The sequence below is a fragment of the Marinobacter sp. genome (genome assembly GCF_044799475.1).
Taxonomy (GTDB): domain Bacteria; phylum Pseudomonadota; class Gammaproteobacteria; order Pseudomonadales; family Oleiphilaceae; genus Marinobacter.
This window is the reverse complement of record NZ_CP085217.1, coordinates 3,521,403-3,546,268: the sequence shown is the minus strand read 5'-3', so window position 1 is coordinate 3,546,268 and position 24,866 is coordinate 3,521,403. Positions and strand designations below refer to the sequence as shown.

Annotated in this window: 25 protein-coding genes; 22 read left to right on the top strand and 3 right to left on the bottom strand. The window is 58.6% G+C overall.

Annotation, left to right across the window (positions count from 1 at the left end; all coding sequences use genetic code 11):
- The first annotated feature begins 31 nt into the window (after window positions 1-31).
- The 6 genes from smrA to LG327_RS16270 all read left to right on the top strand — a co-directional run bounded on the left by smrA (window position 32) and on the right by LG327_RS16270 (window position 3,867).
- Entirely contained in the window at window positions 32-613 is a 582-nt protein-coding gene (gene smrA, locus LG327_RS16295; RefSeq protein WP_404363521.1) for a DNA endonuclease SmrA, read from the top strand.
- A 69-nt stretch (window positions 614-682) separates the two neighbouring features.
- A complete protein-coding gene (locus tag LG327_RS16290; protein WP_404363519.1) occupies window positions 683-874 on the top strand; it encodes a membrane lipoprotein lipid attachment site-containing protein in 192 nt (63 codons plus the stop codon).
- 41 nt (window positions 875-915) lie between these two features.
- On the top strand, window positions 916-1,542 hold the full coding sequence (locus LG327_RS16285) for a methylthioribulose 1-phosphate dehydratase (protein WP_404363517.1): 627 nt from the start codon (window positions 916-918) through the stop codon (window positions 1,540-1,542).
- Window positions 1,539-2,099: a 1,2-dihydroxy-3-keto-5-methylthiopentene dioxygenase gene (locus LG327_RS16280; protein ID WP_404363515.1), complete on the top strand. Its 561-nt coding sequence runs from the start codon at window positions 1,539-1,541 to the stop codon at window positions 2,097-2,099. The genes LG327_RS16285 and LG327_RS16280 overlap by 4 nt, the downstream gene beginning before the upstream one ends.
- A complete protein-coding gene (mtnC, locus tag LG327_RS16275; RefSeq protein WP_404363514.1) occupies window positions 2,096-2,788 on the top strand; it encodes an acireductone synthase in 693 nt (230 codons plus the stop codon). The genes LG327_RS16280 and mtnC overlap by 4 nt, the downstream gene beginning before the upstream one ends.
- A 116-nt stretch (window positions 2,789-2,904) precedes the next feature.
- Complete coding sequence (locus LG327_RS16270) at window positions 2,905-3,867, top strand: DUF3080 domain-containing protein (RefSeq protein ID WP_404363512.1); 963 nt, start codon at window positions 2,905-2,907, stop codon at window positions 3,865-3,867.
- Here the strand turns inward: LG327_RS16270 and LG327_RS16265 are convergent.
- Genes LG327_RS16265 through wrbA form a run of 3 tightly spaced genes read right to left on the bottom strand, consistent with a single transcriptional unit; the run spans window position 3,864 to window position 6,666 of the window.
- Window positions 3,864-5,645 carry a GspE/PulE family protein gene (locus LG327_RS16265; protein WP_404363510.1) on the bottom strand — a complete coding sequence of 594 codons (1,782 nt, stop codon included), beginning with the start codon at window positions 5,643-5,645 and terminating at the stop codon, window positions 3,864-3,866. The two genes, LG327_RS16270 and LG327_RS16265, sit on opposite strands and share 4 nt — an antisense overlap.
- 30 nt (window positions 5,646-5,675) lie before the next feature.
- The gene (locus LG327_RS16260; protein WP_404363509.1) at window positions 5,676-6,038 is read right to left on the bottom strand and encodes a DUF2069 domain-containing protein; all 363 of its coding nucleotides are present in this window, start codon (window positions 6,036-6,038) and stop codon (window positions 5,676-5,678) included.
- 13 nt (window positions 6,039-6,051) lie between these two features.
- Window positions 6,052-6,666: an NAD(P)H:quinone oxidoreductase gene (wrbA, locus tag LG327_RS16255; protein ID WP_404363507.1), complete on the bottom strand. Its 615-nt coding sequence runs from the start codon at window positions 6,664-6,666 to the stop codon at window positions 6,052-6,054.
- A gap of 153 nt (window positions 6,667-6,819) precedes the next feature.
- On the opposite strand from wrbA, the gene LG327_RS16250 reads away from it, so the two are divergent.
- From LG327_RS16250 to rpoS, 16 genes are all read left to right on the top strand, one after another.
- Complete coding sequence (locus LG327_RS16250; protein WP_404369496.1) at window positions 6,820-7,266, top strand: TlpA family protein disulfide reductase; 447 nt, start codon at window positions 6,820-6,822, stop codon at window positions 7,264-7,266.
- Between the two features lie 86 nt (window positions 7,267-7,352).
- Window positions 7,353-10,838, top strand: coding sequence for a DNA polymerase III subunit alpha (dnaE, locus tag LG327_RS16245; RefSeq protein ID WP_404363505.1), 3,486 nt, complete (start codon window positions 7,353-7,355; stop codon window positions 10,836-10,838).
- A gap of 156 nt (window positions 10,839-10,994) precedes the next feature.
- Complete coding sequence (gene accA / locus LG327_RS16240; protein WP_404363503.1) at window positions 10,995-11,948, top strand: acetyl-CoA carboxylase carboxyl transferase subunit alpha; 954 nt, start codon at window positions 10,995-10,997, stop codon at window positions 11,946-11,948.
- Window positions 11,932-13,287, top strand: coding sequence for a tRNA lysidine(34) synthetase TilS (tilS, locus tag LG327_RS16235; protein WP_404363501.1), 1,356 nt, complete (start codon window positions 11,932-11,934; stop codon window positions 13,285-13,287). Before accA ends, tilS begins: the two co-directional genes overlap by 17 nt.
- Window positions 13,288-13,377: 90 nt before the next feature.
- A complete protein-coding gene (locus tag LG327_RS16230) occupies window positions 13,378-15,006 on the top strand; it encodes a CTP synthase (protein WP_404363499.1) in 1,629 nt (542 codons plus the stop codon).
- An 80-nt stretch (window positions 15,007-15,086) separates the two neighbouring features.
- Window positions 15,087-15,932 carry a 3-deoxy-8-phosphooctulonate synthase gene (gene kdsA, locus LG327_RS16225; RefSeq protein ID WP_404363497.1) on the top strand — a complete coding sequence of 282 codons (846 nt, stop codon included), beginning with the start codon at window positions 15,087-15,089 and terminating at the stop codon, window positions 15,930-15,932.
- Between the two features lie 89 nt (window positions 15,933-16,021).
- The gene (gene eno, locus LG327_RS16220) at window positions 16,022-17,323 is read left to right on the top strand and encodes a phosphopyruvate hydratase (RefSeq protein ID WP_404363495.1); all 1,302 of its coding nucleotides are present in this window, start codon (window positions 16,022-16,024) and stop codon (window positions 17,321-17,323) included.
- A gap of 105 nt (window positions 17,324-17,428) precedes the next feature.
- A complete protein-coding gene (ftsB, locus tag LG327_RS16215) occupies window positions 17,429-17,701 on the top strand; it encodes a cell division protein FtsB (RefSeq protein WP_404363493.1) in 273 nt (90 codons plus the stop codon).
- Window positions 17,702-17,729: 28 nt separating this feature from the next.
- Window positions 17,730-18,437 (top strand): 2-C-methyl-D-erythritol 4-phosphate cytidylyltransferase, encoded by a 708-nt coding sequence (ispD, locus tag LG327_RS16210; protein ID WP_404369493.1) that lies wholly within the window; start codon window positions 17,730-17,732, stop codon window positions 18,435-18,437.
- 16 nt (window positions 18,438-18,453) lie between these two features.
- Window positions 18,454-18,933, top strand: coding sequence for a 2-C-methyl-D-erythritol 2,4-cyclodiphosphate synthase (gene ispF / locus LG327_RS16205; RefSeq protein ID WP_404363491.1), 480 nt, complete (start codon window positions 18,454-18,456; stop codon window positions 18,931-18,933).
- Window positions 18,930-20,018, top strand: coding sequence for a tRNA pseudouridine(13) synthase TruD (gene truD / locus LG327_RS16200; RefSeq protein WP_404363489.1), 1,089 nt, complete (start codon window positions 18,930-18,932; stop codon window positions 20,016-20,018). The genes ispF and truD overlap by 4 nt, the downstream gene beginning before the upstream one ends.
- Before the next feature lie 27 nt (window positions 20,019-20,045).
- The gene (gene surE, locus LG327_RS16195; RefSeq protein ID WP_404363487.1) at window positions 20,046-20,798 is read left to right on the top strand and encodes a 5'/3'-nucleotidase SurE; all 753 of its coding nucleotides are present in this window, start codon (window positions 20,046-20,048) and stop codon (window positions 20,796-20,798) included.
- Window positions 20,795-21,451 (top strand): protein-L-isoaspartate(D-aspartate) O-methyltransferase, encoded by a 657-nt coding sequence (locus LG327_RS16190; protein ID WP_404363485.1) that lies wholly within the window; start codon window positions 20,795-20,797, stop codon window positions 21,449-21,451. The genes surE and LG327_RS16190 overlap by 4 nt, the downstream gene beginning before the upstream one ends.
- Window positions 21,448-22,422: a DUF368 domain-containing protein gene (locus LG327_RS16185; protein WP_404363483.1), complete on the top strand. Its 975-nt coding sequence runs from the start codon at window positions 21,448-21,450 to the stop codon at window positions 22,420-22,422. The genes LG327_RS16190 and LG327_RS16185 overlap by 4 nt, the downstream gene beginning before the upstream one ends.
- A 229-nt stretch (window positions 22,423-22,651) precedes the next feature.
- Complete coding sequence (locus LG327_RS16180; RefSeq protein WP_404363481.1) at window positions 22,652-23,503, top strand: peptidoglycan DD-metalloendopeptidase family protein; 852 nt, start codon at window positions 22,652-22,654, stop codon at window positions 23,501-23,503.
- Between the two features lie 239 nt (window positions 23,504-23,742).
- Window positions 23,743-24,720, top strand: coding sequence for an RNA polymerase sigma factor RpoS (rpoS, locus tag LG327_RS16175; protein WP_404369490.1), 978 nt, complete (start codon window positions 23,743-23,745; stop codon window positions 24,718-24,720).
- Window positions 24,721-24,866 lie beyond the last annotated feature (146 nt).

The following is a 24,866-nucleotide window of genomic DNA, read 5'->3' as shown; positions in this document are numbered from 1 at the left end:
TTTCCGTTCACGTGACCTGTCAGATAATGCCATGACTACCAAAGACGAGCGGCTGGATTTTCTTGAAGAGATGCAGGACGTCCGCAGAATCCGCAGGCCCAATCGGGCCGACATAAAAGCGCCCAGGGAACTGACGCCCGGTCACCTGGAGCGTCAGAGAGCGGCCATTGATCTGCCCCGGCGGGACCACAATCCGCTGACTGCAGATGCCGTGGACCCGCTAAACGCCCATGACATCCTCAGCTGGCAGCGGCCGGGAGTACAGCACGGTGTGTTTCGTAAACTGAAGCTGGGGCAATACTCGATCGAAGCGAGGCTGGATCTTCACCGGATGACCATCGAGCAGGCCCGAAGGGAGGTGTTTGGATTCGTCCAGGACTGCGTGCGCTACGGACTGCGCTCGGTGATCATTCTTCATGGCAAGGGGGAGCGTAATCCGGACGGCATCGCCCAGTTGAAAAGTTATCTGGCAAAATGGTTGCCGGAGCTGGAACCTGTGCTGGCCTTCCATTCCGCCCAGCGCCACCATGGTGGGACGGGAGCGGTCTATGTGATGATCAGAAAAAGTGATGAACAGAAGCAGCGTAACAGGGAACTGCACGAAGGCCGTTAGGCGGTCTACACCACTGGCTGGCTGGAGATACGGCCGCCCGTTACCTGTTTTTTCGAGGAGATATGCTGGATGAAGAAAATTGCGTTGATTACGGTGGCGGTCTTAGTACTGGCGGGATGTCAGAACAGGACCATCTGGAATGACAGCGGGAAGCTTGAAGAGGCGACCAAAGACCGGAAAGTATGGAACACCGAAGGCAAGGTGAATTCAGGTAAGCGGAAAATCTGGCATGACGCTGAAGGGAATCCGGTCATTCAGTGATGTCCGGGCCTGATGAACAACAGTAATAGAGGGGGTCTGCATTGTTTGACATCACCCGATATGCCACGGCAGCCCAGTCGGTCATTGACGCTGGCCGGTTCCTTTATGGTCGTGGCTGGTCGCCTGCGACCAGCAGTAACTATTCTGCCCGGATTGACGCAGAGCACATAGCCATTACCGTGTCGGGCCGTCACAAGGGCGAGCTTGCGGCAGCCGATGTCATGGTGGTGGATCTCGCCGGCAATCCGGTCCAGAGCGACTGCCGTTCCTCGGCAGAGACCCGGCTGCACACTGTCCTTTACGAACTCTTTCCGGACGTGGGGGCGGTCTTGCACACCCATTCCGTCAAGGCGACGGTACTGAGCCGGCTTCTGCCACCCGGAAGGGCACTGACGCTGACGGACTACGAATTACAGAAAGCTTTCTCCGGCATCACCACCCACGAGTCCACGGTGACCGTGCCGGTGTTTGACAATACCCAGGATATAGACGCGCTCGCCGAGGATACCAGGCAGTGGTTCAGGGCTCACCCTGAGCAGCCAGGCTATCTGATACGCGGCCACGGTCTTTATACCTGGGGAAAAACCATGGCAGACTGCCTGAGACATATTGAAGCATTTGAATTTCTGTTCGAATGTGAACTGGAAACCATGAGAGTCCGCCCATGACAATCTTGCATATTTATCCGCAGAATCAACCAGCTGAACCCCATACGGTCACCGCCGACCCTGACGAAATTGCCCGCCTGCTTGCTGAGCAGGACGTAAGATTTGAGCAGTGGCCAACACGGGCGCTTCCGGCTGGCGCGTCCCAGGACGAGGTGCTGACGGCCTATGCAGACGAAGTGGAGGGGCTGAAAGCTGAAAACGGCTTCCAGACTGCCGACGTGATCAGCCTGAGTGCCGACAATCCACAGAAAGAGGCCTTTCGCCAGAAGTTCCTGGATGAGCATGTTCACAGCGAGGATGAGGTGAGGTTTTTCGTTCGGGGTCAGGGCCTGTTCTATCTGCATTTTGGCAATGACGTCTATGCCGTGCTCTGCCAGCAGAATGACCTGATCAGCGTTCCCCATGGCACCCGTCACTGGTTTGACATGGGGCCGGAGCCGGAATTCACCTGCATCCGGCTGTTCACGAATCCCGAAGGCTGGGTAGCGAAGTTTACTGGCGAGGACATTTCCAGCCGCCTGCCGCGCTATGAAAACCTGACCGGAGCATCCCGATGATCCGGGTGGTGCTGACGGATATCGAAGGCACAACCAGTTCCCTGTCTTTTGTTCACGACGTGCTCTTTCCCTATGCGGAAGAGCACATAGGGGAGTTCATAAAAAATGGTTTCTCCGATAACCCTGAAATTCAGGAGCAGCTGGAAGCTGTGGCAGAAGAGTCCGGGGTGAGCGCGAACGATCTGGATGGATTGATAGAAGTTCTCCAGACATGGATCCGCGAGGATCGCAAGGAAACACCCCTGAAGATGCTCCAGGGCATGCTCTGGGAGCAGGGGTATCAGAGTGGAGCCTTCCGGGGACATGTTTATTCGGATGCAGCGGAGGCATTACGCAGCTGGCATGATCGGGGTCTGCGTCTGTACGTATATTCTTCCGGCTCGGTCAAAGCGCAGAAGCTCATTTTCGGTCACAGCGAGTGCGGCGACCTGACGCCTTATTTCAGCGGCTATTTTGATACCCGGGTGGGACTCAAGCGTGATCCTGAATCCTACAGGAACATTCTGGATCAGATCGGCGTGGCGCCGGACACAGTGCTTTTTCTCTCCGATGTCGAGGCGGAGCTGGAAGCTGCCGAAACCGTGGGTATGCGTACGGCTCTGCTGGTAAGGGAAGGGCCATTGCCCGAAACCAGCCGGCCTGTCATGCGTGACTTTGACGAAGTGGATGCGCTCCTCAGGAAGCGTTAAGTCCGGCGAAGGCCGGCCAGAAACCGGAGGCCCGGCTTATCTTCATCCGACTGCCCGCATTAACAGTTTTCTGCCTTGGCCTCGCCGGCTGTGATCCCTTTTCCTCGCCGGACTCCATGATGGACGAATACGTGGAGCGCACGGCCCGGGTGCTGGACGTAGAGTCCCGATTTGCCGTTGCTCCGGACATTCCCCGCCTGCCCAGACGGCGGGAGCGCCAGCTGGAAATGCCCGCCCTGGACATGGACGTGCTGGATTTTCTCTCCCTGTACGGTTGTGAACTCCAGTTCGTGGTGGGGGAGCGAAACTCCATCATGGGGCGCGTCATGCAGCCCCTTAACCGTCTACGCTATGAGGTCCGTTTTATCCATGCCGCCCGGGAATGTCTCCCTGAAATCAGCAATGACTCACTGGCTGACAGGGTGCAGTCCGCAGCGGAAAGCAAGCTGGATTCCCTGCCGGTGGCGATCTGGAATGCCACCTGGGGAGTGGCGGAGATCGAGTCGCTTTTCACCCTGTCCAAAGGATTCCTTCCGGTGGCTGGTTCCGGTGCCGTGACAGCCGCCCTGGGCGAGGATGTGAAGCGGCTCAATGGCAGCATCGAGGCGCTGTATACCGGGGATCTTTCGACGGATCTCGGCTTTGTTGGCCGGGTTCATCAGCAATGGCAGGCCAATCATCGGGCGGGGCAGATTCTGAACAGTGCGGCACTGGTTGTGGCGCGACTGGACGATGTGACCCGGCTGATCGGGCAGCGCCTGGATACCCGCCCCTTATGCTTTGACGGAAAGCCTAACCGCCAGGCAGAGATCGTCAACAGCATGTTTTTCGCCGTGTACATCGGTGAGGTTCAACCCTGGCTGGCGGATCTTCAGCGTGCCCGGAATGATCTCATGGTTCCGCTGGAGAAACTGGCGAGCCTTCAGCAGGAGGTAATGCCGGAGAGCTTTCTGGACTTCCATCGCGAAGCCCTGCACCAGGAAGGCGGGTTGTGGCAGGAAGTTGACCGGATCACTGCCCAACACATTGAGGCCTGGCAGGACCTTCTTGAGCAGTGTGGCATGCGGCCGTCGGCCTAGCGCTGGCTTTCCGGGGTCACCCGGAGGATTTCCTCAATGGTGGTTTCGCCCGCAGCCACTTTCTGGGCGCCGCTGAGCCTCAGGGATTTCATTCCATCTTTGTAGGCCCGCATCCGCAGCTGTTCCAGTTCAGTGTTTTCGTCAATCTGGCCTACCAGGTCCCGTGACAGCTGGAGTACCTCATACACGCCGGCCCGCCCGAGATAGCCTGTATTGCGACACTCCAGACATCCCACGGGCTGGTGGATCTGCCGGGGCACCGGGGCTTTCCAGGGGCGCGTCAGGGCTTTCCATGCAGTCTCATCAACCGGGCCCGGGGTCTTGCAGTGGGGGCAGAGTGTCCGCACCAGGCGCTGCGCCATTATACCGAGAACCGTGGCCCGGATCAGATAAGGCGGGATGCCCAGTTCCAGCAGGCGGGTGATGGCGCTGGGGGAGTCGTTGGTGTGTAGCGTGGACAGCACAAGATGGCCGGTCAGAGCTGCCTGAACCGCCATTTCAGCGGTTTCCAGGTCCCGGATCTCGCCAATCATGATGATGTCCGGATCCTGGCGGAGCAGGGAGCGCACGCCGGTGGCAAAATTCAGTTCAATATTGCTCTGAACCTGCATCTGGTTGAATGATGGTTCCACCATCTCGATGGGATCTTCGATGGTACAGATGTTTACTTCCGGGGTGGCCAGGTGCTTGAGAGTTGAGTAGAGCGTGGTGGTCTTTCCGGAACCGGTGGGGCCGGTGACCAGCACTATGCCGTGGGGCAGGCCAGTGATGTCCTTCCAGCGCTCGCGGTCCTCCCGGGAAAAGCCAAGCTGCTCGAAATTCTTAAGCAGTACTTCCGGGTCAAAGATCCGCATGACCATTTTCTCGCCAAACGCCGTGGGCATGGTGGCAAGCCGAAGCTCCACCTCGCTGTTGTCGGGTTTGCGGGTCTTGATCCGGCCGTCCTGGGGGCGGCGCTTTTCCGCCACGTTCAGACGGCCCAGAATCTTGAGCCGGCTGGTCACGGCGACGCCCACCTGTTCCGGAAACTCGTAGACGTTGTGAAGTATGCCGTCGATGCGGAAGCGGACCTGGGTGATGGCGCGTCTCGGCTCGATGTGAATATCGCTGGCTCGTTGTTCGTAGGCGTATTGCAGCAGCCAGTCGACGATTTTCACCACATGCTGGTCATTGGCGTCGGGGCTGGTGCCGGCGCCGAGGTCCAGGAGCTGCTCGAAATTGTGCAGGTTGCCCGCGGCACTGCTCTGACCACCTCCCGCCTTGCTGACCGAGCTGGCCAGTTGGTAAAACTCAACGGTGTAGCGCCGGATGTCCTCCGGGTTGGCGACCACCCGCCGGATGTCTTTCCGGAGTACATGCCGGAGATTGGCCTCCCATTCCGTACTGAAGGGTTCGGCGCTGGCAATTACTGCTTCGTTTCTGTTGATTTCAACGGCGAGGATGCCGTGACGCTGGGCAAACGCGTAAGACATGGCCCGGGCAATGGCCGGCGCATCAATTTTCAGGGGGTCGATGTGATAGTAGTCCTGGCCAGCCCAGCGGCCCAGCCAGGCGGTCAGGCGGTCAAGATCGAGAGTCCGGCCCGAAACAGCGCTGACGGGGGCTGCGGCGGCAACCAGCTCCAGAGGATGACTTTTGAGACTCTCGGCTCCGAGGTTTGCTGAAAGAATCCTCTCCGCCTCGTCCTGACTGATTTCTCCGCTGGCTGCCAGCGCCGCGCAGACATCGCGAAGTGTCAGCGCTGAGACCTGGGGCGCAGGTGGAAATGTTGCGCTCATGGTTACCGTTGCTGTCATGTTTGTCCCGAATCAGCTGGTTGAGGGCGGCCTGTTGACCTTCAGATGGATCATTGCCATTACAAACAATGCAAAAGAGAGTGTGGCCAGCACAATGAATTTTGGCTCTCCCTCGCTGAGCCAGGCTGACACCGTGGCCTGGGTAAAATAGAAAATAACAACGAAACTCAACCAGATGTAGCCACGATTGTCCCCCCGGAACACCGGCACCAGGAAAAGCAGCAACGGCACCAGTTTGATGGCGAGCATAAAAGCAACGGAGACACCTTCAACCTGTGAGGGATAGAAAGTGGTAACCAGCAGCACCAGCAGTAGTGCCAGATAGATTGATGCGGTGAGCGCGCGGGTGACGCGGCCGCCCTCGGAATGCAGCATGGAAAATGTCCCGTCAGGTTTGCAGTTTGATTGCCAGGCCGGCCAGTCGCTGGCCGAAGGTCTGGCAGATGGCTTTTTCATCCCCGGTCAGAGGCCGTGGCTTGTCCGTTCCGGCCCAGTGGGATGGGCCATAGGGTGTTCCGCCGGCCGTGGTGTTGTTCAGCGCCTGTTCGGAATAGGGAACGCCACAGAGCAGCATGCCGTGGTGAAGCAGCGGTAGCATCATGCTCAGGATGGTACTTTCCTGACCGCCGTGCAGGCTGCCGGTGGAGGTAAAGGCGCCGGCGGGTTTGCCCGTCAGGGCGCCACTGATCCAGAGATCGCCGGTGCCGTCCAGAAAATGCTTGAGGGGTGCCGCCATGTTGCCGAAACGGGTGGGGCTGCCGATGGCGAGAGCCGCGCAATGGCGCAGATCCTCCTTGCTGCAATAGGGGGCACCCTGATCGGGAATGTCTGGCAGACCTGCACTGGTATCCGGTGAAACCGGTGGTACGGTGCGCAAGCGTGCCTCCATGCCCCCTTCCCGGGCGATGCCCCGTGCGATCTGGGCGGCCATCTCGGCGGTCTGGCCCGAGCGGCTGTAATAGAGTACGAGGACATAGGGAGTATTTGAAGTTACACCGGCCATGTTAAAATTCAGGCTACCTTCAGTTGTTGAAAAACGGGACGGGTGGTTGTGGAAAATCGGCACTGGTTCTGTCATCGTTGCCTGCTTTTCATCACTCTGGAAAACCGGCCCACGCGCGGGAAGTCCCTGAAGTTGCACAGTCTAACAGGAGGCGTGTTCTTGAAATACCCCGGAATCTTGCTGGCTGCGGCCATGCTGCTGATCACAGGTTGTAGTCAGACCGAGTTTGAGAAGGCCAATGGCGAGCCTCTCGCATGGGAGTCTCTCAGGGGCGACTGGGTTTTCGTCAATTACTGGGCTGAATGGTGCAAACCCTGCCTTGAGGAAATTCCCGAGCTCAACGAGCTGGATGAAGCCGACAATATCACCGTTCTGGGTGTCAATTTCGACGGTGTGCAGGGGCAGTCCCTGCTGAATCTTGGCCAGAAAATGGGCATAGAATTCACCATCCTGGCAGAGGACCCGGCGCCGGCCTTTAACTGGAAGCTGCCCGTAGCGCTGCCGGCTACTTTTATTGTGAACCCTGCAGGGGAGCTCGTTGAAACCCGTTTTGGGCCCCAGACTGAGCAGGAACTGAGGGAGATGGTCCGCAGTCAGTAGGCGGGCCATCGCAGATTTCCGTCGGCCTGGCAGCTCCGCCAGCCCGGCTTTTTGATTCGCCTGTCGCTCTGGAAACGCCCGATCTTATGGCTCAAACCTTTGTACACCTTCGCGTTCACTCGGAATACTCCCTCGTCGATGGCCTGGTCCGCATCAAGCCGCTGATTGGTCGTGTGGCCGAGCTGGGCATGCCTGCGGTGGGTCTCACTGAGCAGTCGAACATGTGCTCGCTGGTGCGCTTCTACAAGGGCGCGCTGGGTGCCGGCATCAAGCCGGTGATCGGTGCGGACATCTGGCTGGAGAATCCGGAAGAGGCCGAAAAGCCCTTTCGCCAGACACTGCTGGCGAGGGACCTCGAGGGCTACCGGAACCTTACCGAGATCATTTCGCTGGGCTATACCGAAGGTCAGCATCATGGCAGACCGATCATCCAGCGGCATTGGCTGGAGGAGCGGGCTGTGGGCCTGATCATGCTGTCAGGTGCCAAGCTCGGGGACGTGGGCAAGGCCCTGCTGGCTGGCAAGCCGGAGCTGGCGTGGACCCGGGCCCGGGCCTGGATGGATCTGTACCCGGATGCTTTCTATCTGGAGCTGCAGCGCACCGGTCGCGTCAATGATGAAGAGTGCCTTCACCAGAGCGTCGAACTCGCCCATGAAATGGACTGTCCGGTGGTGGCCACCAACGATGTCCATTTCCTTCATGCGGAAGATTTCGAGGCCCACGAGGCCCGGGTCTGCATAGGCGAAAGCCGAACTCTGGATGACCCCCGTCGGGATCGGCGTTTCAGCGACCAGCAGTATCTGCGCAGCGCCGAGGAAATGATCGAGCTGTTCTCGGATATTCCCGAGGCAGTGGAAAACACCGTGGAAATTGCCCGCAGGTGCAACGTCAAGGTCAGGATGGGGGAGTATTTCCTGCCCAATTACCCCATTCCCGATGGCCTGACCATGGACGAGTTCTTCCGCAAGGTGTCGGAAGAGGGTCTGGAGGTCAGGCTGGCAAAGACCCTGGACAGGTCCGACCCGGACTACGAGGAAAAGCGGGCAGCCTATTATACAAGGCTGAATTTCGAGCTGGACATCATCATCCAGATGGGGTTCCCGGGCTACTTCCTGATCGTTATGGATTTCATCAAGTGGGCCAAGAACAACGGTGTGCCGGTTGGACCTGGCCGGGGTTCCGGTGCTGGTTCCCTGGTGGCCTACTGCCAGGACATTACCGACCTCGACCCCCTGGAATATGACCTGCTTTTCGAGCGGTTTCTCAACCCCGAGCGGGTATCCATGCCGGACTTTGACGTGGATTTCTGCATGGAAGGGCGGGACCGTGTCATTGCTTACGTGGCAGAGAAATACGGGCGGGAAGCGGTCTCCCAGATAATCACCTTTGGTACCATGGCGGCCAAGGCGGTAGTGCGGGACGTAGCAAGGGTGCAGGGCAAGTCCTACGGCCTGGCAGACAGGCTGTCCAAGATGATTCCCTTTGAAGTGGGCATGACCCTGGAAAAAGCGGTGGAGCAGGAACAGGCGCTTCGTGAGTTTCTCGCCCAGGACGAAGCCGCCCAGGAAATCTGGGAGATGGCTCTGAAGCTTGAGGGTGTCTGCCGGAATGCCGGCAAGCACGCCGGTGGTGTGGTAATAGCGCCCACAAAAATCACTGATTTTTCGCCCCTTTACTGTGATGAAGAGGGCGGCAGCCTGGTCACCCAGTTCGACAAGAACGACGTGGAGGAAGCCGGCCTGGTAAAGTTCGACTTCCTCGGGCTACGGACTCTGACGATCATTGACTGGGCCCTGGGGATGATCAATCCCAGGCGCGTGCAGCGGGGCGAGCCGGCTCTGGACATCAGTGAAATTCCACTGGTGGATGCGAAATCTTTCGAGATGCTCAAGAAGGCCGAGACCACCGCGGTGTTCCAGCTGGAATCCCGCGGCATGAAGGACCTGATCCGGCGCCTGCAGCCGGACTGCCTGGAAGACATGATCGCCCTGGTTGCCCTGTTCCGGCCGGGGCCGCTTCAGTCCGGCATGGTGGACGACTTCATCGACCGCAAGCATGGCCGGCAGCCGGTGGCCTATCCTCACCCGGATTTCCAGTACGAAGGCCTGAAGCCCGTTCTGGAGCCCACCTATGGCATCATCCTGTACCAGGAACAGGTCATGCAGATTGCCCAGGTCATGGCTGGATTCAGCCTGGGTGGTGCGGACCTTCTGCGCCGGGCCATGGGCAAGAAGAAAGCGGAGGAGATGGAAAAGCAGAAAGCCATTTTCATCGACGGTTGCAGGAACAACAACATCAGCGAACAGCTGGCGGAAAATATTTTCGATCTGGTGGAAAAGTTCGCTGGCTACGGCTTCAACAAATCCCACTCGGCTGCCTACGCCCTGGTGTCCTACCAGACCCTCTGGCTGAAAGCCCACTACACGGCTGAGTTCATGGCCGCGGTACTGACTGCGGATATGCAGAATACCGACAAGGTGGTCACCCTTGTGGAAGAGTGTCGCAATCTTGGCCTGACCCTGGTACTGCCGGATGTGAGTACTTCCGAGTACACCTTCACGGTCAATGATGCTGGCGAGATTGTCTATGGTCTGGGAGCCATAAAAGGCCTTGGCGAGGGCCCCATCCAGACCATTGTTGACGGTCGCGCGGATGGCGGGGGGCCGTTCAGGGATCTGTTCGATTTCTGCCGCCGCATTGACATCAAAAAGGTCAACAAGCGCGCCATGGAAGCCCTGGTGCGATCCGGTGCCATGGACAAGCTGGGCCCGGGCCGTGCTCATATCATGGCGAGTATCGACAAGGCCATTCAGCAGGCCGGCCAGCAATCACGCAATGCCTCGGTAGGCATGGTGGACATGTTCGGTGAGATGCTGGAAGGCGGAGATGGTGTGGACCTGTTTGCGGACGTGGCCCATGTGAGGGAATGGCCTGAAAAGAAACGGCTGAAAGGTGAAAAAGATACACTCGGTCTGTATCTGACCGGGCACCCGTTTGATGAGTATGAGCGTGAGGTGCGACGGTTTGTACGGCAGCCCATCCAGGATATCAAACCCTCCCGGACGCCACAGCGGGTAGCGGGGCTTGTGATCGCCCAGCGATCGATGAAAACGAAAAGCGGTCAGACTATCAGTTTCATCACCCTGGATGACCGGAGCGGCCGGCTGGAGGCAACCCTGTTCTCGGAGCTTTTCCACGAGAAGCGGGAGCTGCTGCAATCGGACCAGGTGATTGTGGTGGAAGGTCAGGTCAGCCACGATGACTATTCCGGGCAGATGAAAATGCGGGTCAGTGATGTCATGGATGTCGCTACTGCGCGCCAGCGTTTCAGTCGGGGGCTGCAACTGGCGTTGCGGGAGGAGCAGTTGCAGAATGGACTGCTGGAAAAGCTGGATGAGACACTGCGCCCTTTCCGCTGCGAGGGTAGTCCGGTATGGATTGACTACCAGAGCGATGCTGCGAGCACCCGGATACAGCTGGGAGAGAGCTGGCGGGTGCAGCCAAATGACAACCTGTTAATGGAGCTGCGATATCTGGTGGGCGACCAGGCTGTGGAACTGGTCTATGATTAGGAGATGCGGCTGAGGCGTCCGGCCTCACTGGGTACCCTGAAACCGGGCCACTTATACCAAGGTCCGCTTTTTTCAGAGCTCCGGCACTGTTATTTTCAGGCAAATTCCGAATGAGCAGGGTTGTATAATCCGCTCGGCAAAAAATGATGGATCATCATGAACCCTAATTATCTTGATTTCGAACAGCCGATTGCTGATCTGGAAGCCAAAATCGAAGAGCTTCGGATGGTCGGCAACGACACCGACATCAATATCAGCGATGAGATCAACCGGCTCAGGAACAAGAGCGTGAGTCTCACCGAGAGCATATTCTCGGATCTTGCCCCCTGGGATATTTCACGCCTCGCGAGGCATCCCCGCAGACCCTACACCCTCGATTACATCGAGATGATGTTCGACGACTTTGACGAACTTCACGGTGACCGGCGCTATGCCGACGACCAGGCCATTGTTGGTGGCACCGCGCGGCTGGATGACCAGCCGGTGATGGTCATTGGTCACCAGAAAGGCCGTGAGGTTCGCGACAAGGTGCGCCGGAACTTCGGCATGCCCCGCCCCGAAGGTTACCGCAAGGCCCTTCGTCTGATGGAGATGGCCGAACGCTTCAAAATGCCTATCCTCACCTTCATTGATACGCCCGGCGCCTACCCGGGCATAGGTGCGGAAGAGCGGGGCCAGAGTGAAGCCATAGCCTTTAACCTGGCGGTCATGTCCCGGCTGAAGACGCCGATTATCTCTACAGTTATCGGGGAGGGCGGATCAGGCGGCGCGCTGGCCATAGGTGTCTGCGATCATCTTTTCATGATGCAGTACTCCACCTACGCGGTTATCTCTCCGGAAGGTTGTGCCTCGATTCTGTGGAAAAGTGCCGATTACGCGGCTCAGGCCGCCGAGGCTATGGGGGTCACTGCGGACAGGCTCAAGGCCCTGGGCCTGACGGACACGGTCGTTACCGAGCCGTTGGGAGGCGCTCACCGGAATCCGGAAGCCGCGGCCGGGTCGCTGCGCAAGGAACTGGTGGCCGGGCTGGCTGATCTGAACAGCATGTCCATGGATGAGCTGATTGCCCGACGCTATGAGCGCCTGACCCGCTATGACACAGGGCGGTAGCCAGGGGGCTACCTCCCACACCTGGCCCGCGGAGCTGGTCGAAGCACTAGGCTCCCTGCCCCCTGCTTCAAGGGTCTGGGTCGCCTTCAGCGGCGGCCTTGACTCCACTCTTCTGCTGCATCTCGTCAACGACTGTCTTCCAGCGACTGGTGGCAGCGGGCTGCGGGCTATCCACATCAATCATCAGCTGCAGCCTAACGCCGAGGCCTGCGAAGCTCATTGCCGCCGCACCTGTGACCATCTCTCGGTGCCGCTGCTGGTCGAGGCTGTCACCGTAAAGCCCGGCAAGGCTGGATCATCCGCGGGAAGCGGACTGGAAGAAGCCGCCAGAAAAGCCCGCTATGAAGTATTTGAGCGTGTACTGGATGTGGGGGATCTGCTGCTGATGGCGCATCATGCCGATGATCAGATTGAGACGGTTCTGTTCCGTCTGGTTCGGGGTAGCGCGGCCGCGGGGCTTGCAGGTATGCCCCGGACCCGGCCTCTTGGCAGCGCAGAACTGGCAAGACCCCTGCTGGCCTTCAGTCGGGCCCGGCTTTGCGCCTGGGCGCTTGATGCGAACCTGAGCTGGATTGAGGACCCCAGCAATACGGACCTGCGGTTTGATCGCAATTTCCTGCGCCGCTCGGTTATCCCGCTGCTCAGGCAGCGTTGGCCCAACCTTCTGAAGAGAATGGAGCGGACTGCGCACAGTTGTGGTGAGCAGGCTCTGCTGGCGGACCGCCTTGCGGAAATTCAGTCTGACCTCTGCGAAGATGATGAAGGCCGACTCCGCCTCCCGTGCCTTGCGGAGCTCGGCGCCCCCGAACAGAAAAACCTGCTACGCTGGTGGATCAGTAAAAAAGGTTTCGACCTGCCTCCAATGCGGTATCTGGACAGGGCTCTGGTCGAACTGATTCATGCGGCTGATGACCGGTCCCCGGAGCTGCGGGGACCGGGTTACAGCCTCCGCCGCTATCAGAAGTCCCTGTACCTGGTTCAGCAACAGGAAGAACTCCCGGAAGGGCCTCTGCCGCTGAATGTCGGGGAACCTGTTTGCTGGGGGAGGTATGTCATCTCTCTTGAACCGGCCACTGATGCCCCCGGTCCGCCGCCGTTCCTTGTTGTAACTGCGCGTCAGGGGGGCGAGCGGATCCGGGAACATCCGGCCAGGACCTCTCGCTCTCTGAAAAAATGGCTGCAGGAGAAGGCGGTCGTACCCTGGGAACGGGACCGCCTGCCATTGGTCTGGAAAGGTTCCGAACTTGTTGCAGTTCCGGGGCTCTGGCTGTCCCCGGCGTTTTCCGGACCGTCACCGGAGAGTGGTTGGCGGATTGTCCAGGAGCGGGATTTTGATTGAGAAGGGTGGGGCATTCTGGTAGTCTGGCGTCCCATCTTGAGATGATAATCTCCCTCCTTCACCGAACCAGATAAATCATACGGAATCTGCATGACGCGTTATATTTTCGTCACCGGCGGGGTTGTGTCTTCATTGGGGAAAGGTATTGCTTCTGCCTCACTGGCGGCGATCCTGGAGGCACGCGGCCTCAAGGTCACCATCCTCAAACTGGACCCGTACATTAACGTCGACCCCGGCACCATGAGTCCGTTCCAGCACGGTGAGGTATTTGTCACCGAGGACGGCGCGGAAACCGATCTGGATCTCGGTCATTACGAGCGTTTCATCCGTACTCCCATGACCCGGCGCAACAATTTCACCAGTGGCCGTGTCTACGAAGAAGTAATCCGCAAGGAGCGTCGGGGCGATTACCTGGGTGGAACAGTCCAGGTCATCCCCCACATTACCGACGAGATCAAGCGCCGGGTGGTTGAAGGAGCTGCGGGAGCCGATGTGGCGCTGGTTGAGATCGGCGGCACTGTGGGTGATATAGAATCCCAGCCGTTCCTTGAAGCAACCCGCCAGTTGAAAGTGGAAGTCGGCCCCCAGCGAGCGCTGTTCATGCACCTGACCCTGGTGCCCTACATTGCCACCGCAGGCGAAGTGAAGACCAAGCCGACCCAGCATTCGGTCAAGGAGATGCGCTCCATCGGCCTGCAGCCGGACATCCTTCTGTGCCGGTCCGAGCACGAAGTGGATATTGGCTCCCGGCGCAAGATTGCCCTGTTTACCAACGTTGAAGAACGGGCGGTCATTCCCCTCCAGGATGCCAAGTCCATCTACGAAATTCCCCGCATGCTTCACGGCTTTGGTCTGGACCAGATCATTATCGAGCGTTTCAATATGCAGGCCGGTCCGGCCGACCTGAGTGAATGGGATGCTGTGGTGGAGTCCCAGTTAAACCCGGAGAGCGAAGTCACCATCGCCATGGTCGGCAAATACATGGAGCTTCTGGACGCCTACAAATCCCTGATCGAATCCCTGTTGCATGCGGGCATCAAAACCCGCACAAAGATCAATATGAAATACATTGATTCAGAGGACATCGAGCGGGACGGTGTCGACGTGCTGGAGTCTGCGGATGCGATCCTGGTGCCGGGCGGTTTTGGTGAGCGCGGCGTGGAAGGCAAGATCCGGACGGTGCAGTATGCACGGGAAAACGGAGTGCCTTACCTGGGGATCTGCCTTGGAATGCAGGTCGCTGTGATCGAATACGCACGGCACATGGCTGGGCTGAAAGATGCCCACAGTACGGAATTTCGTCCCCACAGCCCAACCCCGGTGGTGGGGCTGATTACCGAATGGCTGGATGCCAGCGGTCTGAGGGAAGAGCGTAGCAGTGAATCCGACCTGGGGGGCACCATGCGCCTTGGCGCCCAGGACTGCCGCCTGACGGAGGGGTCCACCATTGAAGCCTGCTATGGTAAAACAGTGATCCGGGAACGTCACCGCCACCGTTTTGAGGTTAATAATCACTTCCTGCCACAGCTGGAGGAAGCCGGCCTGAAAGTCGCCGGCCGTTCCATGGACGGGGCCCTGGTTGAGGTCATTGAGGTGCCGGATCACCCCTGGTTTGTGGCCTGTCAGTTCCACCCGGAGTTCACCTCCACGCCCCGGGACGGACACCCGCTGTTTACCGGCTTTGTGGAAGCAGCCAAAGCCCGCCACAAGGCGGGTTGAGGTGACAAACGCCGATCCGGCCCTGCCGCATCGGCGTTTTCTTTTTAAAACCGATTTTGCAGAACAGGAAACAGGCCCCCATGGAACATAAAACCGTCAGCGTTGCCGATCTGAACATGGCGAATGACCGGCCCTTTGTGCTGTTTGGGGGCATGAATGTGCTGGAGTCCAGGGAACTGGCCTTTGAGGTAGCCGAAACTTACGTGGAAGTTGCCCGCAAGCTGGGCATTCCCTACGTGTTCAAGGCCTCCTTCGACAAGGCCAATCGCTCATCCGTGCATTCCTTCCGTGGTCCGGGTCTTGAAGATGGACTGAAGCTCCTGCAGGAGATCAAAAGCCATTTCGGCGTGCCCATCATTTCCGATGTGCACGAACCCTGGCAGGCAAAGCCGGCGGCTGAAGTCTGCGACATCATCCAGTTGCCCGCGTTTCTCAGCCGTCAGACCGATCTGGTGGTCGCCATGGCCGAAACCGGCGCCGTTATCAACATCAAGAAAGCCCAGTTCCTGGCACCCCAGGAAATGAAGCACATCATTACCAAATGCCAGGAGGCCGGTAATGATCGCATTATTCTCTGCGAGCGCGGCAGCAGTTTCGGTTACAACAACCTGGTGGTGGACATGCTGGGCTTTGGTGTCATGAAATCCTTCGGTCATCCTGTTTTCTTCGACGTGACCCATGCATTGCAGATGCCCGGAGGCCGGGCGGATTCCGCCGGTGGCCGGCGCGCCCAGGTGGCCGATCTGGCGCGGGCCGGCATGTCCCAGGGTATTGCCGGGCTGTTTCTGGAAGCGCATCCGGATCCGGACAAGGCTCTTTGTGACGGCCCATGCGCGCTGCCCCTGAGCCGGCTGGAGCCGTTCCTGAAACAGGTGAAAGCAGTGGATGACCTGGTAAAGAGCTTGCCGCCGCTCGACATAACCTGAGGACTGGCTTTTCCGACCCTACCGGATCCTACCGATGAGATTACTGCTAACCGAGTTCTGACCACTTACAGTATTGGAGATCGCATACTATGACCAGGATTGCTGACATCAAGGCCCGAGAAATACTGGACTCCCGTGGCAACCCAACCGTTGAGGCGGATGTGATTCTGGAAGACGGCACTCTGGGTCGCGCCTGTGCCCCATCCGGCGCTTCCACTGGTTCCCGTGAAGCCCTGGAGCTGAGGGATCATGACGACTCCAGGTATCTGGGCAAGGGCGTCCGGAAGGCAGTGGAGGCGGTTAATACCCGTATCCGTGAGACGCTGGTTGGAAAAGACGTCACTGACCAGCGGGCACTGGATACCTCCATGATTGAGCTCGATGGCACTGACAACAAGGCGAATCTGGGTGCCAACGCCATTCTTGCCGTTTCCCTGGCAGCTGCCAAAGCAGCAGCTATTTCCCTGGGTCGGCCGCTCTACGAACATATTGCTGAGATCAACGGCACGCCGGGGAAGTACTCCATGCCCGTGCCCATGATGAACATCCTGAACGGTGGTGAGCACGCCGACAACAACGTGGACATCCAGGAGTTCATGATTCAGCCGGTAGCCGCCAGGTCGTTCGCTGAAGCCCTGCAGATCGGCGCCGAGATTTTCCACCACCTGAAGAAGGTTCTCAAGGCCCAGGGCCTCAGTACGGCTGTAGGCGATGAAGGTGGTTTTGCGCCGGATCTTCCTTCCAATGAGGCGGCTCTGACTGTCATTCAGGAGGCCGTTGAAAAGGCCGGTTACGTGCTGGGCAAGGACATTACCCTGGCTCTGGACTGCGCTGCATCCGAATTCTACCGGGATGGCCAGTATGACCTGGCCGGTGAGGGCAAAAAATTCGACTCCGAAGGTTTCGCCGACTACCTGGCCGGCCTGACTGAACGTTACCCGATCGTATCGATTGAAGATGGTATGGACGAAAGCGACTGGGACGGCTGGGCAGCGCTGACACGAAAGATCGGTGACAGGGTGCAGCTGGTAGGCGACGATCTGTTTGTGACCAATACCAGAATCCTCAAGCGGGGGATCGACAACGGCATCGCCAACTCCATCCTGATCAAGTTCAATCAGATTGGCAGCCTGACAGAAACCCTGGATGCCATTAAAATGGCCCAGGAAGCAGGCTATACCGCCGTGATCTCACATCGCTCCGGCGAGACCGAAGACACCACGATTGCGGATCTGGCGGTGGCCACCTGTGCCGGCCAGATCAAGACCGGTTCCCTGTGCCGTTCCGACCGGGTGGCAAAATACAATCAGCTGTTGCGTATCGAAGAGGCGCTGGCGGGAAAAGCCGCGGCCCCTTATCGCGGTCTGTCTGAAATCAAGGGTCAGGGCTGAGCGGGTCGCGCAAGTCCCGCAGTCTGCTAAACTCCGGGATGTGTCGCTGAGCTGATGGCTTTGCGGTATCCTCTCGGATTTACCGGGCAAACGGGGATTTATCGGATGAAGTGGCTCTGGGCCGTCATGGGTGTGCTTATTCTCCTGCTACAGGTTCGCCTGTGGGTGGGAGAGGGCAGCTTTGCGCAGGTATGGAGTCTGGATCAGACCATTGCCACCCAGCGGGCGGAAAACGCGAAGCTTGCGGCGCGCAATGATCGGCTCTATGCCGAAGTGCGCAACCTGCGTGCCGGCCAGGGCGCCATTGAGGAGCGGGCCCGCCTCAATCTCGGTCTGATTGCCGAAGGCGAAACCTTCTTTCTGGTGGTTGAGCCCTGAACCTCTGAGACCGGATGTGACTGATCCCATGACCGACAAACGCTATTGGCTGGTGATCCCCGCCGCCGGCACGGGCCAGCGCATGAAGACGGGCCGACCCAAGCAGTACCTTCACCTCCAAAACCGTTTCCTGCTGGATGTCACCCTCTCCCGCCTGCTGCAGGCGGCGGCATTTGACGGCTGCATGGTGGCCCTGCACCCGGCGGATTCCTGGTGGGAAAAGTCAGAGAGCGCCCGGGACAGCCGGATTACCACCTGCGCGGGCGGAGCGGAGCGCCGGGACTCGGTCCTTCTGGCGCTCCAGGCGCTGGAGCCTGAAGCATCAGTGGACGACTGGGTGCTGGTTCATGATGTGGCCAGGCCCTGCCTCGGCGCCGCCGACCTCAAAAACCTCATGTCCATTCTGGACGAGCACCCTGTTGGCGGACTTCTGGCATGTCCGGTTTCGGACACCCTCAAATATGCGGGAGCCGATTGCGCGGTCACCGGAACCCTTGACCGGACCGGCATCTGGCGTGCTCTGACACCACAGATGTTCCGCTTCGGACTGCTGCGGGAGGCGCTGGAGCAGGCAGCAGTAGACGGGGTACCGGTAACAGACGAAGCTTCGGCGGTAGAACATGCCGGAAACAGTCCGCAGCTGGTGGAAGGCAGCTCGGACAATATCAAGGTGACAGTGCCTGGGGACCTGCCCATGGCAGAATTCATCCTCTCCCGGCTGGGTGCAGGGCACTGAACGATCTGAGGTGGTTATGCGAATTGGACAGGGTTTTGATGTACATGAGTTCGGCGAAGGTGACCGGATCGTTATCGGCGGCGTGGCCATACCCCATGCACATGGTCTGAAAGCCCACTCGGATGGTGATGTACTGCTCCATGCTGTGGCTGATGCCCTGCTTGGCGCTCTTGCCCTGGGAGATATCGGGCATTTTTTCCCCGACAACAGCGAGGAATGGGCGGGCGCTGACAGCAGGGTCCTGCTCCGGCAGGTGGTCGACAGGATTGCCAGCGAGGGTTTCCGCGTGGTGAATATAGACAGCACCATTATTGCCCAGGCCCCCAGGATGGCGCCCCATCTTGATGCGATGCGGGGCAACATGGCAGCGGATCTGAGGGTAACGCCTGACCGGGTAGGCGTGAAAGCCACCACCACGGAACGGCTTGGTTTTATCGGCCGGGGCGAAGGTATTGCCTGCCAGGCCGTGTGCCTGCTGGAGCCGATGAGCACATGACCATTTCAGGATGGCGGCTCGACTGGCCTGCGGCTGGCGGTAAGCCGGTAGCAGAGGCGATACTCAAGGCCAGGCCTGAACACTTCCAGGTGGAGGAGATCCTGGATCTGGCGGGTTTTCCCGCTGGTTCTGCCAGTGCCCGGCCAGAGCGGGAGGTGCCGGGGCAGGGTGAGCACCTGTGTGTCCGGCTCGAAAAGACCGGGGACAACACCGAGTACGTTGCCCGGGAACTGTCCCGGCTGTCCGGCTGCCAGCCCCATGACGTCGGACTGTGTGGGCTCAAGGACCGTCATGCGGTGACCCGGCAGTGGTTTAGTGTCTATCGACCAGGCATGATGGATTCGGATGCTGATTATCTCGCCGCGGTGCGATCGCGCTGGCCGGTGCTGGCGGTCTGTCGCTTTGCCCGGAAGCTGCGCCGTGGGGAGCACCGGGCCAACCGCTTTGATATCCTGCTTACCAGGGTGGAAGCCGACGCCGGTCAGCTGGACCAGGCGTTGAACCGGCTCACAGAGCAGGGCTGTCCAAATTATTTTGGTAGTCAGAGATTTGGCTGGAACGGCAACAATCTCGATCAGGCCTGCCGGCTGAAGCCAGGCCGGCAGAGGGGCCGCAACAACCGCAATGGTCTGTATTTTTCAGCCGCCCGCTCCTGGTTCTTCAATGAAGTTCTGGCGCAGCGTGTTCTGGAGGGCTCTTGGAATCAGCCGCTCCCCGGTGAGCCGTCGGAGAACGGGATTACCGGCCCCCTGTGGGGGGACGGAGGCACCACGGCCCTGGACCAGCAGGAAGCCCTTGAGCGGGAGATCGTGGCGCGGCATCCGAAGCTGGAGGGCGTGTTTTCCCAGACCCGCATGAAGCCCGAACGCAGGTCCCTGATCCTGCGCCCCGGGGATTTCCGGTGGCACCGGGAGGCGCCGGACAGCCTGCGCCTGATTTTCGAACTGGAACCAGGGCAGTTTGCCACGACGCTACTGGCTGAGGTATTCAGTCTGACCGACGCCTCACAGACACCGGCGGATAAATCAGAAACCAATGAAACAGGGCATGATCAGTCCCTGAAAACCGAAACCGGCTGCCAATAAAGGCCGGAAAGGCTAGCGGAGAATACTGTGCGAATTCTGTTGTCGAATGATGACGGCGTCCATTCACCGGGGCTCAAGGCTCTGTTTGATGGACTCCAGGGGTTGGGTTCACTGGAGGTGGTGGCCCCGGACCGGGATCACAGTGGGGCAAGCAATGCGCTGACGCTGAACCGTCCACTGACGGTTGAAAACCATCCGGGCGGATTCCGCTCGGTGGATGGCACCCCGAGCGACTGTGTCATGCTGGCGGTGAACGGCCTCTATGACGAACCCTTTGACCGTGTGGTATCGGGTATCAACACCCACGCCAATCTCGGTGATGATGTGATTTATTCCGGCACGGTGGCCGCTGCCACCGAAGGTCGCAACCTGGGTCTGCCAGCCATCGCTGTATCGCTGGTGAACCAGGGCTATTTTCACTACGAGACCGCCGCAAGGGTTGTGCGTCTTCTGCTTGAGCGGGATGCGCCTGAAAGCCTGGGGCCCCGCTGCATCCTCAATGTGAACGTACCTGACGTGCCCTGGGAAAAGCTGGCCGGCTTCCGGGTAACCCGGCTGGGTCACCGCAACGTGGCAGAGGGTGCTGTACCCATGACCTGTCCCAGGGGCAAGGAGCGTTACTGGATAGGTGCTGCTGGCCCCGGGCGGGACGCCGGCCCTGGTACCGACTTTCATGCGGTTCAGGAGAATTATGTGTCCATTACGCCGGTCCACGTGGACATGACCCGACACGAAGCCCTGTCCTCCCTGCGGGAGTGGCTAGAGGAGGTCAATGAATGACGCCCGAACTCCAGGGTATCGGGATGACTTCGCGCCGGACCCGCAGCCGCATGATTCAGCGTCTTCGGGAAGTGGGCATCACCAGTGAACGGGTGCTGGCCACCATGGAAGAAGTGCCCAGGCACATTTTCCTTGATGAGGCCCTTTCCCACCGGGCCTATGAAGACACATCACTGCCTATCGGCCACAGCCAGACTCTTTCCCAACCCTACATAGTGGCGCGAATGACCGAAGTTCTGCTGCGCCATGGGCCTGTCTCGGTGCTTGAGCTGGGCACGGGTTCCGGCTACCAGACAGCCATTCTGGCAAAGCTGGTGAAGGAGGTGTACAGCGTTGAGCGTATCAAACCATTACAGGATCGGGCGCGGGACCGGCTTCGCACCCTCGGCCTGCGGAATGTGATGCTCAGACATGCGGACGGCGGCATTGGCTGGGCAGACAAGGGCCCGTTCGATGCCATTCTGGTAACTGCGGCGCCAAAAGAGCTGCCGCGGGATCTAATGATGCAGCTCGCCGAGGGCGGCGTAATTATTGCTCCGGTGGGGGAGGAGAAACAGATCCTGACCCAGGCCGTTCGCCATGGCGATGACTTTGAAGTGACGCAGATCGAGCCGGTGCGTTTTGTTCCCCTTCTCGCTGGTGTGGTGCGATGACCGCTCCTGCCCCGCCCGAAGATCGCACCCACTCATTGCCTGCTGTGTTTGCCCGTGGCCTTGCCATGGGGGCAGCGGATATAGTACCCGGGGTATCCGGGGGCACCATTGCCTTTATCACAGGGATTTACTTCCGTCTTCTGAATGCCATCAACAGTGTACCCGGCGCCTTCTGGCAGAGACTCTGCCGCGGTAAACTGCGAGCCTTCTGGCAAGCGACTGACGCCTCATTTCTGACGACTCTGATCGCCGGTATCCTGTTCAGTGTTGTTACCCTTGCCTCTGCAATCACCTATGCCCTCGATGAATACCCCATTCCCTTGTGGAGCTTCTTTTTTGGTCTGATTACCGCGTCTGTGTGGCATGTTGCGCGAGAAATCCGGCAGCGCCGGTTGCTGCTGTTGATTGCAGTCCTGACGGGTGCCGCAGTAGCCTGGTGGGTAACAACACTTTCTCCCCTCGAAACCGCACCAACCAATCTGGTTCTTTTCGGCGGTGGTGCTCTTGCCATCTGCGCCATGATTCTGCCGGGAATATCAGGAAGCTTTATCCTGGTCATTATGGGGCTCTATGCCCCGGTACTTGATGCAGTCAAACAGCTGGATGTGGTAAAGCTGATGGTGTTTGGCGCCGGCTGCGGGGTGGGGCTGCTCTCCATAGCACGGTTGCTGACGTGGGCGGTAAACCGTTTCCATGACTGGGTTCTGGCGTTTCTGACCGGTGTCATGATTGGTGCTCTGAACAAAGTCTGGCCATGGAAAGAAACGGTCAGCTGGCGGCTTGGCAGTGCGGGCCAGCAGGTGCCGGTTCAGGAAATTAACGTCTCTCCCCAGTCCTATGCCGAGTTGACTGGAAGCAGCCCCGAGTTGATGCAGGGTGTCCTTGCGGCTCTTGGCGGACTCTTCCTTGTGTTGCTGGTGGAATGGGCTGCTGCCCGCTTTAACCACAGTTCCGCGTCCGGAGCGAAATAGTTTTGGGGGTACGAACAGGAGAGAGTGTTACTTTTCGGTCATGAATGATGTTTCCCGCGGTAACACGGCTGGTGCTAAGGTAACTTGGATTTGCTTACAAAATATGCAATAAATTAGCGGGTTATCGCAAAGACTTTAGAACTTGCACCATTTTTAATACAAATTAGAAATAAAAAAGGCGATATATATACTTGTGTTATCCCTGCATGGCGTCTTTCGCAGCAGAAGCATGCCGTCGCTGCGTTTGATCACAGAAGGTCGGCTCGGCCTGTGGTCTGTAGTTAGCGGCTTCGGCTGGCTCCGGGCCGGGGTTCTGCTTTTCTTCGTGCTTGCTCTGGGAGGCTGCAACACCGCAGCCATCTATCAGGATGATGCCTATAATCCGCCGGTCTACTGGGGGCGCCACGTGGTCAAGCCAGGTGAAACGCTTTACAGCATAGCCTGGCGATACGGGCGGGATTACCGGGAGCTGGGCAATGCAAATAATATTGGCCCCCCCTGGGATATAAAACCCGGTCGGGTTCTCCGCCTCGACCGCCGCGGCAAGGTTGTGGCAGATAGCCAGCAAAGGGCATCGCCTGCGCCCGCGCCAGGCCCGCGAAAGTCTCCCGGAAGAGCTGCTCCGACCCAGAAGGCTTCTGTCCCCCCCAAAGTGCAGAAAGCACCCTCCAGAAATACTCCGTTGCCCGAACAGACCCAGATGGTTGCGGGGATCAAGTGGCAGTGGCCTCATGTTGGCACTGTAATTGCAGGTTTTTCTGCATCCGGCAAAGTCAACAAAGGTATTGATATAGCTGGCAAAGCCGGTGACCCTGTAAGGACCTCCGCAGCGGGAAACGTGGTCTATGCCGGTAGCGGGTTGCTGGGGTACGGTAATCTGATTATTGTTAATCACAACGAACACTTTCTGAGCGCGTACGCGCACAACCGCAGAATTCTGGTCAGGGAAGGGGAGGATGTGAAAGCAGGGCAGGTCATCGCGGAACTGGGCAGTACCGGGACGGATCGCAACAAGTTGCATTTTGAAATCCGGAAAAATGGCAACCCGGTTGACCCAGTGCCTTACCTGCCTCCGCGATGATGATCGGGCCTGGATGAAAACAGAAATTCAGATCAGCAAAGACGCAAACGGTTAACCCGAAAAATAAAAACGTGGAAGCAGGTCGTTGCGACGACTGGTCCAGACAAAATGTCCTGACGGAAAGAACTCAAACAAGATTCAGCAGGCGTTCACGACAAAAAAAACAGGTGAGCGAAAAATAATACAGGGTCATTGAAAGGCGGGGCTATCTTATGTCAGCAGAACATGAAGATCTTATTATCGATCGTGTTTCAGATGTCGAAGATTCAGATGACGAAGGGATAACACCAGTAACGCCAGAGCAGGATACTCCCGTAGCGGATGAGGGATCAGGCAGACAGGGAGCCTCAGAAAAGAGTACCGGCAGATATTTTGGCTCCCAGAAACAGCTGGATGCCACCCAGCTTTACCTCAACGAAATTGGTTTTTCACCTCTCCTTACCCCCCAGGAAGAAGTCTATTTCGCCCGGCTTGCCCGCAAAGGCGAGGAGTCCGGTCGCAAGCGGATGATTGAAAGCAACCTGAGGCTGGTGGTCAAGATTGCCAGGCGCTATGTCAATCGCGGCCTGACACTGCTCGACCTGATCGAAGAGGGCAATCTGGGTCTCATCCGGGCGGTGGAAAAATTTGATCCCGAGCGCGGTTTCCGCTTTTCCACCTATGCCACCTGGTGGATTCGTCAGACCATCGAGCGGGCCATCATGAACCAGACTCGCACCATCCGTCTGCCCATCCATGTGGTCAAAGAGCTTAATCTTTACCTCCGGGCTGCCAGAGAGCTGACCCAGAAACTGGACCACGAACCTACAGCAGACGAGATTGCCCAACGGGTGGACAAGCCGGTGGCGGATGTCAAGCGCATGCTCGGGCTGAACGAGCGGGTGGCTTCCATGGATACTCCCATTGGTGCCAACGGCGAGAAATCGCTGCTCGACACGGTGGCGGATGAAGCCGCCTCGGACCCGGCGGACCTGCTGCAGGACAATAACATGCGGGGCTGCATCGGCAACTGGCTCGACCAGCTGAGCGACAAGCAGCAGGAAGTGCTGTCCCGGCGCTTTGGTCTTCGCGGATACCAGACCAGCACCCTGGAGGAAGTAGGGCAGGAAATCGGTCTTACCCGCGAGCGGGTCCGGCAGATCCAGGTTGAAGCGCTGCGTCGCCTGCGGGAAATTCTGGAAAAAGAGGGGCTCTCGGGAGTCACTCTATTCAGATAGAACTGTCTTCAGTGTTTAAAAAAGCCGGTCAGCTTTCGCTGACCGGCTTTTTTGTGGGCGTCAGCAAATGAGAACCAGGCAATATTGGGGCACAGGTGGGCCTGTTAGAATCAGCGGGGTCTGGCGGGGTACATGATGTCGAACGC

What these genes read in the sequence shown, in the direction of transcription:
- smrA (WP_404363521.1), top strand. Translation starts at nt 32, where the DNA reads ATGACTACCAAAGACGAGCGGCTGGATTTTCTTGAAGAGATGCAGGAC.
- LG327_RS16290 (WP_404363519.1), top strand. Translation starts at nt 683, where the DNA reads ATGAAGAAAATTGCGTTGATTACGGTGGCGGTCTTAGTACTGGCGGGA.
- LG327_RS16280 (WP_404363515.1), top strand. Translation starts at nt 1,539, where the DNA reads ATGACAATCTTGCATATTTATCCGCAGAATCAACCAGCTGAACCCCAT.
- mtnC (WP_404363514.1), top strand. Translation starts at nt 2,096, where the DNA reads ATGATCCGGGTGGTGCTGACGGATATCGAAGGCACAACCAGTTCCCTG.
- LG327_RS16270 (WP_404363512.1), top strand. Translation starts at nt 2,905, where the DNA reads ATGATGGACGAATACGTGGAGCGCACGGCCCGGGTGCTGGACGTAGAG.
- LG327_RS16265 (WP_404363510.1), bottom strand. Translation starts at nt 5,645, where the DNA reads ATGAGCGCAACATTTCCACCTGCGCCCCAGGTCTCAGCGCTGACACTT.
- LG327_RS16260 (WP_404363509.1), bottom strand. Translation starts at nt 6,038, where the DNA reads ATGCTGCATTCCGAGGGCGGCCGCGTCACCCGCGCGCTCACCGCATCA.
- wrbA (WP_404363507.1), bottom strand. Translation starts at nt 6,666, where the DNA reads ATGGCCGGTGTAACTTCAAATACTCCCTATGTCCTCGTACTCTATTAC.
- dnaE (WP_404363505.1), top strand. Translation starts at nt 7,353, where the DNA reads ATGGCTCAAACCTTTGTACACCTTCGCGTTCACTCGGAATACTCCCTC.
- accA (WP_404363503.1), top strand. Translation starts at nt 10,995, where the DNA reads ATGAACCCTAATTATCTTGATTTCGAACAGCCGATTGCTGATCTGGAA.
- tilS (WP_404363501.1), top strand. Translation starts at nt 11,932, where the DNA reads ATGACACAGGGCGGTAGCCAGGGGGCTACCTCCCACACCTGGCCCGCG.
- LG327_RS16230 (WP_404363499.1), top strand. Translation starts at nt 13,378, where the DNA reads ATGACGCGTTATATTTTCGTCACCGGCGGGGTTGTGTCTTCATTGGGG.
- kdsA (WP_404363497.1), top strand. Translation starts at nt 15,087, where the DNA reads ATGGAACATAAAACCGTCAGCGTTGCCGATCTGAACATGGCGAATGAC.
- eno (WP_404363495.1), top strand. Translation starts at nt 16,022, where the DNA reads ATGACCAGGATTGCTGACATCAAGGCCCGAGAAATACTGGACTCCCGT.
- ftsB (WP_404363493.1), top strand. Translation starts at nt 17,429, where the DNA reads ATGAAGTGGCTCTGGGCCGTCATGGGTGTGCTTATTCTCCTGCTACAG.
- ispD (WP_404369493.1), top strand. Translation starts at nt 17,730, where the DNA reads ATGACCGACAAACGCTATTGGCTGGTGATCCCCGCCGCCGGCACGGGC.
- ispF (WP_404363491.1), top strand. Translation starts at nt 18,454, where the DNA reads ATGCGAATTGGACAGGGTTTTGATGTACATGAGTTCGGCGAAGGTGAC.
- truD (WP_404363489.1), top strand. Translation starts at nt 18,930, where the DNA reads ATGACCATTTCAGGATGGCGGCTCGACTGGCCTGCGGCTGGCGGTAAG.
- LG327_RS16190 (WP_404363485.1), top strand. Translation starts at nt 20,795, where the DNA reads ATGACGCCCGAACTCCAGGGTATCGGGATGACTTCGCGCCGGACCCGC.
- LG327_RS16185 (WP_404363483.1), top strand. Translation starts at nt 21,448, where the DNA reads ATGACCGCTCCTGCCCCGCCCGAAGATCGCACCCACTCATTGCCTGCT.
- LG327_RS16180 (WP_404363481.1), top strand. Translation starts at nt 22,652, where the DNA reads ATGCCGTCGCTGCGTTTGATCACAGAAGGTCGGCTCGGCCTGTGGTCT.